The 6,733-nt window shown below is 63.2% G+C and carries 6 protein-coding genes; 2 read left to right on the top strand and 4 right to left on the bottom strand.

Going from position 1 to position 6,733, the window contains the following annotated elements; genetic code table 11:
- Nucleotides 1-124 precede the first annotated feature (124 nt).
- Both ACZIRK_RS40370 and ACZIRK_RS40365 read right to left on the bottom strand, forming a co-directional pair.
- The gene (locus tag ACZIRK_RS40370; RefSeq protein ID WP_130228044.1) at nucleotides 125-325 is read right to left on the bottom strand and encodes a hypothetical protein; all 201 of its coding nucleotides are present in this window, start codon (nucleotides 323-325) and stop codon (nucleotides 125-127) included.
- A gap of 188 nt (nucleotides 326-513) precedes the next feature.
- Nucleotides 514-762 (bottom strand): hypothetical protein, encoded by a 249-nt coding sequence (locus ACZIRK_RS40365; RefSeq protein ID WP_028165897.1) that lies wholly within the window; start codon nucleotides 760-762, stop codon nucleotides 514-516.
- Between the two features lie 353 nt (nucleotides 763-1,115).
- On the opposite strand from ACZIRK_RS40365, the gene ndk reads away from it, so the two are divergent.
- The gene (gene ndk / locus ACZIRK_RS40360) at nucleotides 1,116-1,538 is read left to right on the top strand and encodes a nucleoside-diphosphate kinase (protein WP_028165896.1); all 423 of its coding nucleotides are present in this window, start codon (nucleotides 1,116-1,118) and stop codon (nucleotides 1,536-1,538) included.
- A 175-nt stretch (nucleotides 1,539-1,713) separates the two neighbouring features.
- Nucleotides 1,714-2,553 carry a TerC family protein gene (locus ACZIRK_RS40355; RefSeq protein ID WP_130228045.1) on the top strand — a complete coding sequence of 280 codons (840 nt, stop codon included), beginning with the start codon at nucleotides 1,714-1,716 and terminating at the stop codon, nucleotides 2,551-2,553.
- 316 nt (nucleotides 2,554-2,869) lie between these two features.
- Here the strand turns inward: ACZIRK_RS40355 and ppx are convergent, their stop codons facing one another.
- A complete protein-coding gene (gene ppx / locus ACZIRK_RS40350) occupies nucleotides 2,870-4,372 on the bottom strand; it encodes an exopolyphosphatase (RefSeq protein WP_028165894.1) in 1,503 nt (500 codons plus the stop codon).
- A 124-nt stretch (nucleotides 4,373-4,496) separates the two neighbouring features.
- Nucleotides 4,497-6,677 carry an RNA degradosome polyphosphate kinase gene (locus tag ACZIRK_RS40345; RefSeq protein ID WP_130228047.1) on the bottom strand — a complete coding sequence of 727 codons (2,181 nt, stop codon included), beginning with the start codon at nucleotides 6,675-6,677 and terminating at the stop codon, nucleotides 4,497-4,499.
- Nucleotides 6,678-6,733: the final 56 nt, after the last annotated feature.

Here is a 6,733-nt window from a genome sequence, read left to right as displayed (position 1 = left end):
CGGAGATACGGTCCCATTGCGTGTCGTTCAGAACGAGCCGATCCAGAACCCCCAAGGCTTCCTCCTAAAAGAAAGCCTTGAATCACGTTCCGTCTGATTTGAGAATCCCAAGAGTCCACACAGCCTAATGCAGGCCGTCTTCCTCGCGCCGGCGCAGCTCGTTCAAGAGATGCTGCAACTGAGAGGTCAGCGACGACTCCGGGCGCAAGCTTTGCTGCAGCCGTTCGCCGACCGCGTCGCAAATGGACCGGCAGGTCTTGTGATCGAGCAGCTCAAAATCAGCGTGGCTTCGGCTATTCATGATCGGTCTCTCGGCGAGTTCCATCTCGCCTTGCTTGAGCGAAAGCTCGCAAGGTCAAGTCCGACAGGCTGAATTTGTTTCCGATTGTCGCGCATCGACATCCTCGCTCGCAGGTAGGAGACCAGCGGGTTCCATGCGCAAAAAAAGCCCCGGCGTTGCGGCCGGGGCGCTCAAGTCTTGGGGGAGTTTAGGTTGGGGGAGTTCTGGTCAGGTCAGTAGCAGCGGTTGACGAGGCGCCAGCGGGGGCCCCAAGGGGTCGGCACCAGGCGGCGCGTGTAGCAGCCGCCATAGCCGGGGCCGCCGTAGTAGGCGGGGCCGCCGACAACGACGCGCGGACCCCAGCCCCAGCCACGATGCCAGCCACCGTGCCAACCGTCCCATGCCGAGGCGGAGGTCGGCGCCAGCGCAGCCGCGCCGAGCGAGGCCGCGGCAAGAGCGACAAGCGAGAATTTACGTAGCATGGTCGTCTCCTCGAGTTTCGGCGCCGTCGGAAGCGCCGGCGGTGACAATATCGCCCGTGACGCCCTCGCTTTAGCTGTGTGGACAAGCTTCGAAGGCGTCCGATCGATGCAGAGCTTAGGCCGCGCCGCCTGAACGGGAGCGCGACGGCTGCTACAGAATGGGTTCACGTTCGTGAAATTGTCGTAATCCGGGCCGGCTAAGGCTGTGCCGGCCCCGGGGGCTGACGCTGATCCTGATCGCCAAATCGTGCCCAAACTAAAGGGCGAGGGCGACACCGGGTCGCTTGCCGTCGCAGGATCACGCCGATATAAGCCCCCGCAACTCGTTAACCAGCGTTTGCAAGGACGATATTATGGCGACTGAACGCACTTTCTCGATCATCAAGCCCGACGCGACGGAGCGTAACCTGACCGGCGCGGTCAACGCACTGATCGAGAAGGCCGGGCTCCGAATCGTGGCCCAGAAGCGGATTCGCATGACCCGTGAGCAGGCCGAGACCTTCTATGCCGTCCACAAGGCGCGCCCGTTCTTCGGCGAGCTGGTCGAGTTCATGACCTCCGGCCCGGTCGTGGTCCAGGTGCTGGAAGGCGAGGGGGCGATCGCCAAATACCGCGACGTGATGGGCGCCACCGATCCGTCCAAGGCCGCCGAAGGCACAATCCGCAAGCTCCATGCGAAATCGATCGGCGAGAATTCCGTGCATGGATCCGATGCTCCGGAGACGGCCGCGATCGAGATCGCGCAGTTCTTCTCGGGCAACGAGATCGTCGGCTAATACGCTGGAGGAGTTTCGGTTCTGATGGAATTCAGAACCGAAACTCTAGATTCTTGTTTTGACGCGTTTTCTTCACGCGAACCGGTGCCCACTTCGCTCGAAAACGCTCTAATACAACGAAGTTGCGGCGGGCTGAGCGTCGCGAGGGGTGGCCGCAAGGCCGAAAGGAAGCGCTGTGGACTGGCTGTGGCAGATCGTTGATCCCGCGAATCTCGCGGCTTTCTTCACGCAGTTCAAGAGCGAGATGGCGACCTCGACGTTTTGGGTCGCCGTCGGCAAGATCATCTGGATCAATGTGCTGTTGTCGGGCGACAACGCCTTGGTGATCGCGCTGGCCTGCCGCGGGCTCGCGCCGCGCCAGCGGCTGTGGGGCATGATCTTCGGCGCGGCGGCCGCGGTGATTTTGCGCATCATCTTCACCGGCATCGTCGCGACCTTGATGGAATTCCCCTACCTCAAGCTCGTCGGCGGGTTGGCGCTGATCGTGATCGCAGCAAAGCTGCTCGTTCCCGAACATGATGACGAGGACAGCGTGGATGCGGCCGCGCATCTATGGGCGGCGGTGCAGATCGTCGTCGTCGCCGACATCGTCATGAGCCTTGACAACGTGATCGCGGTTGCCGCCGCTGCCAATGGCAGCGTGCCGCTTCTGGTGCTCGGCCTTGCGATCAGCGTGCCCCTGATCGTCGCGGGCGCGGCGTTGATCATGGCACTGCTCAGCAAACTGCCGGTGCTGGTCTGGGCCGGCGCGGCCCTGCTCGGGTGGATCGCCGGCGATGTGATCGCGACCGATCCGGCGGTCGATCCCAAGCTCGATGCGCTGTTTGCCGGTCCGGTCGGCAATACGCTCGATTCCTGGCTGGGCACGCTCGGCATCGGTCCGCATTTTGCCGGCGGCGGCCATGGCGGCGAGATCGCGCTGGCGCTGCTTGGCGTCATCGTGGTGCTGGTCGTCGGATCGATCTGGCGCCGGCGCGCGCTGCATCACGCCGAGCGGGCCGCCAAGGCGGCGTAGCGTATAAAATTACGTCGACTTGCATCCGCGATGAATGCTGCGCTCCCTCTCCCGCTCGCGGGCAGGAGTATCGCATATAGCTGTTTGATGGCCGTGAACGAGGCGGGCCTCATGGTTCTCCGAGCGATGCAGCATCGTCTCGAGACGCGCCGCAGGCGGCGCTCCTCACCATGAGGGTCTAAGATTCCGCCGCGAAATCAGACCTGAGGAGCCCGCCAAAGGCGGGCGTCTCGAAGGATGGGCTGCGAAGGAACTCCCAACCAAGTTCTATTTCATATGCGATAGCCCTGCCAGCAAGCGGGGGAGGTGAAAGTCGCTAGCGCCGTACGATCGAACCGGTGCGTCCGACCAGACGCGCCAGTTGCTTGAAGCGGCTGCCGACGCGGTCGGCGACGAGATCGACCATCCGGTGCTCGAACACCAGCATGAGTTTGCGTCCGTCGGTGCGGAAATGGGTTGCCGGCAGCACGCCGGGCCGTGCCGCCGAGATCAGGTGCGCGACGCGAAACGCGGCGCCAAGCAGGCGCGCGCGTTCGAGCATCGTGTGCGGCACCATCTCCTGGACGATTTCCGGCGGTTCGTTCTCCAAGCTCAGGCCGGCGTAGCGGTAGAATACCGAGAGCGCGACGAAGGTGCGGCCCTGATGGGTGATCGAGCCGAAATTGCCGTTGGTGATGAGGCTGAGCGTTTCCTCGCCGCGGTGATCGGGATGCACCCGCCAGCCGATATCAGACAACAGGCAGGCGGCATGGCGCAGCCTACGGTCCTCGTCGGTCTCGCGCAGCCTCACGACGCGCACCAGCCGATCGGTCCAGGCGATCAGTTCCTCCGCGTGGCGTGCCGATCGCGAGAGCAGGCCGTTCATGGTCTGCGCTGCGCAGATCAGGCCATCCTTGGCGCGCTCGGCTGGCGGCAGCATTTCGTAGAACAGGCCTTCGCGCACGCCGAAGGTGGAGAACACGATCGTCTTCGGCTTTGCCACCCGGATGATGTATTCAAGAACGAGCGCGGCGTAGGTGAGCAGCGGCCGCCGCGCGTCGGCCACAGCCTCGATATTGGCGAGCAAATTGGCGGCCGCCAGCCGGCGCAAGCGCTGCGCGAAATCGAGCGCGTCAGCGGCGGGAATCGAGTAGCCGTGCATCACCTTGAGCGGATAGCCGCTCTGGATGATGTGAATGCGCGCCAGCGCGCGCCAGGTGCCGCCGACCGCGTAGAAATTGCGGCCGCGGCCCGCCTTAAGTTGCGGAACCTCGGACAGTTCGTTGCGGACGATGCGCTCGGCGCGTTTCAGCGATTTGTGCGAGAGGTCCTGCAGCGCGAGGCTGCCGAGCGGCAGCGTCACGCCGCTGTGGACGCGATTGCCCTTGACGTCGATCAGTTCGACCGAGCCGCCGCCGAGATCGCCGACGATGCCGTCGGGCTTGTGCACGCCGGAGACGACGCCCAGGGCGGAGAGCTTGGCTTCCCGTGGGCCTGATAGAATCTCGATCCGCGTTCCGCAGATGCGCTCGGCCTCGGCGATGAAATCGGCACCGTTCCTGGCGTCGCGACAGGCGGCGGTCGCGATCGCATAGACGCGGCCGACCCTCTGGATCCGGCACAGCGCGCGAAACCGCCGCAGCGCCGTCAGCGCCTTTGCGACCGCATCCTCGGCAAGAAGCCCGGTGCTCTGCACCTCGCGGCCGAGACCGCACAGCGCCTTCTCGTTGAACAGCGTGGTGAGGTTACGTGACAGCGACTCGTAGATCACGAGACGCACCGAGTTGGAGCCAATATCGATGACAGCGACGCTGGTAGCGCGCTTGCGCGGTCGCTTCACCGGAAAGTCCCCTTGTGGTGGCTAGAGCATTTTCGGTTCTGATTGAATCAGAACCGAAGCTCTAGATTGTTGTTTTGACGCGTTTTCTTCACGCGAACCGGTGTCCACTTCGCTCGAAAACGCTCTAGCGCTCGTTGCGGCGAGTGAGACGGCGCGGTGAAGATTCCTTGAGAGACTTTCCACGGCCCGACAGACTCGGATTCGTCATGAAGTAATTATGAAGGTTGAAAGGCTCTTCGCCTTTCGCGGCCTTCATACGCGTTGACGATCCATCGGGCAACAATCGCCAGCTCTGCTCCGTATCCTTCAGATTCGCGACCATGATCTGTTCGAGAACCTGCTGATGCACCGTGGGATTTTGCAGCGGGCAGAGCACCTCGACACGGCGGTCGAGGTTCCGCGGCATCATGTCGGCAGAGGAGATATACACAGCCGCTTTCGCGCTGGGCAGCCCATATCCCATGCCGAAGCAATAGATTCGGCCGTGTTCCAGGAAGCGGCCGATCACCGATTTGACGCGGATGTTCTCGGAAAGTCCTGATAACCCCGGCCTGAGGCAGCAGATGCCGCGCACCACGAGCTCGATCGGCACTCCCGCCTGCGATGCTTCATAGAGCGCGTCGATGATGTCGGGGTCGACGAGCGAGTTCATCTTCATCCAGATCGCGGCCGGCCGGCCATGACGCGCGTGACCGATCTCGCCCTGGATGTGCTCGATGATGCGCTTGCGCAGCGTGAGCGGCGACACCGCCATCTTTTCGATGTCGCTCGGCTCGGCATAGCCGGTGACGTAGTTGAACACGCGCGCGGCGTCGCGGCCGATGACCGGATCGCAGGTGAAGTAGGAGAGATCGGTGTAGATGCGGGCGGTCACCGGATGGTAGTTGCCGGTGCCGGTGTGGACGTAAGTGGTAAGATTGCTGCCCTCGCGGCGCACCACCATCGACAATTTGGCGTGGGTCTTGAGCTCGATGAAGCCGTAGACCACCTGCACGCCGGCGCGTTCGAGGTCGCGCGCCCAGCGGATGTTGGCTTCCTCGTCGAAGCGGGCCTTCAGCTCGATCAGCGCCGTGACCGACTTGCCGGCCTCAGCCGCTTCCGCGAGCGCGCGCACGATCGGTGAATTCTGCGAGGTGCGATAGAGCGTCTGCTTGATGGCGACGACCTCGGGATCGCGTGCGGCCTGCTGCAGGAACTGCACCACGACGTCGAAGGATTCGTAGGGGTGGTGGACGATCAGGTCCTTCTGGCGGATCGCGGCAAAAATATCGCCGCCATGGTCGCGCACCCGTTCCGGATGGCGCGGCACATAGGGGGTGAATTCGAGATCGGGCCGGTCGAGCCGGGTGAGTTGCGACAGCTCGTTCATGGCCAGCACGCCGTCGACCAGGAAAACCTCGTCGTCGGCGGCGTTGAGTGCGTGCTGCACGAACAGGCGCAGCTCCTCCGGCATCTTGGCCTCGATCTCCAGCCGGATCACCGATCCGCGCCGGCGTCGCTTCAACGCGGTCTCGAACGTGCGGACGAGGTCTTCGGCTTCTTCTTCGATTTCGATTTCGGAGTCGCGGATGACGCGGAAGGCGCCCTGGCCCATGACCGTGTAGCCCGGGAACAGACGTCCGATGAAGAGGCCGGTGGCCTGCTCCAGTGTGATCAGGCGCAGCCGGCCCTCACTGGGGATGCGGATGAAGCGGTCAATCTTGCCGGGCATGCGGATCAGCGCGTTCATCGCCTTGCCGTCGGAGATCCGGGACAATTGCAGCGCCACCGTGAAGCCGAGGTTGGGAATGAACGGGAAGGGATGTGCCGGATCGATCGCGAGCGGTGTCAGCAGCGGGAAGATGCTGTGGAGGAAATGATCCTCGATCCAGGCCCGCTCCGTCTTGGTGGCGTCTCGCCCGTCGACGAGCTGGATGCCGACTTCCGAGAGCATCGTGCGCAGGTCGCTCCAGATCGCCTGCTGGTCGGAGGCGAGCTTGGAGACGGTCTGGTTGATCAGGACGAGCTGTTCGGATGGCGTCAGCCCGTCAGGGCTGCGCTCCGGGATGCCTTCACGGACCTGCGCCTTGATACCGGCGACGCGGACCATGAAGAACTCGTCGAGGTTATTGGCTGAAATCGACAGGAATCTCACCCGCTCGAGCGCGGGGTGGCCGGGATTGACGGCCTCTTCCAGCACGCGGCGATTGAAATGCAGCCAGGAAAGCTCGCGGTTGATGAAGCGCTCGGGGCTCGTCGCGATCGCCGGTAGCCCTTCAGCAACCTGTTCTTTCTCTTGTACTTCAATAGGTTGTGCCGATTCCATGAAGTTCTCGATCCATTCGAGTTCAGGCCCAGAGCCACTTAAGCAAATGCAACGCA

This window comes from Bradyrhizobium sp. Leo114, assembly GCF_055229415.2.
The sequence above is the reverse complement of the archived record's forward strand: the minus strand, read 5'-3'. Positions and strand labels throughout refer to the sequence as shown.

Coding starts and splice junctions, on each gene's coding strand:
- ACZIRK_RS40370 (WP_130228044.1), bottom strand. CDS start 325: ATGGAACTCGCCGAGAGACCGATCATGAATAGCCGAAGCCACGCTGAT.
- ndk (WP_028165896.1), top strand. CDS start 1,116: ATGGCGACTGAACGCACTTTCTCGATCATCAAGCCCGACGCGACGGAG.
- ACZIRK_RS40365 (WP_028165897.1), bottom strand. CDS start 762: ATGCTACGTAAATTCTCGCTTGTCGCTCTTGCCGCGGCCTCGCTCGGC.
- ACZIRK_RS40345 (WP_130228047.1), bottom strand. CDS start 6,677: ATGGAATCGGCACAACCTATTGAAGTACAAGAGAAAGAACAGGTTGCT.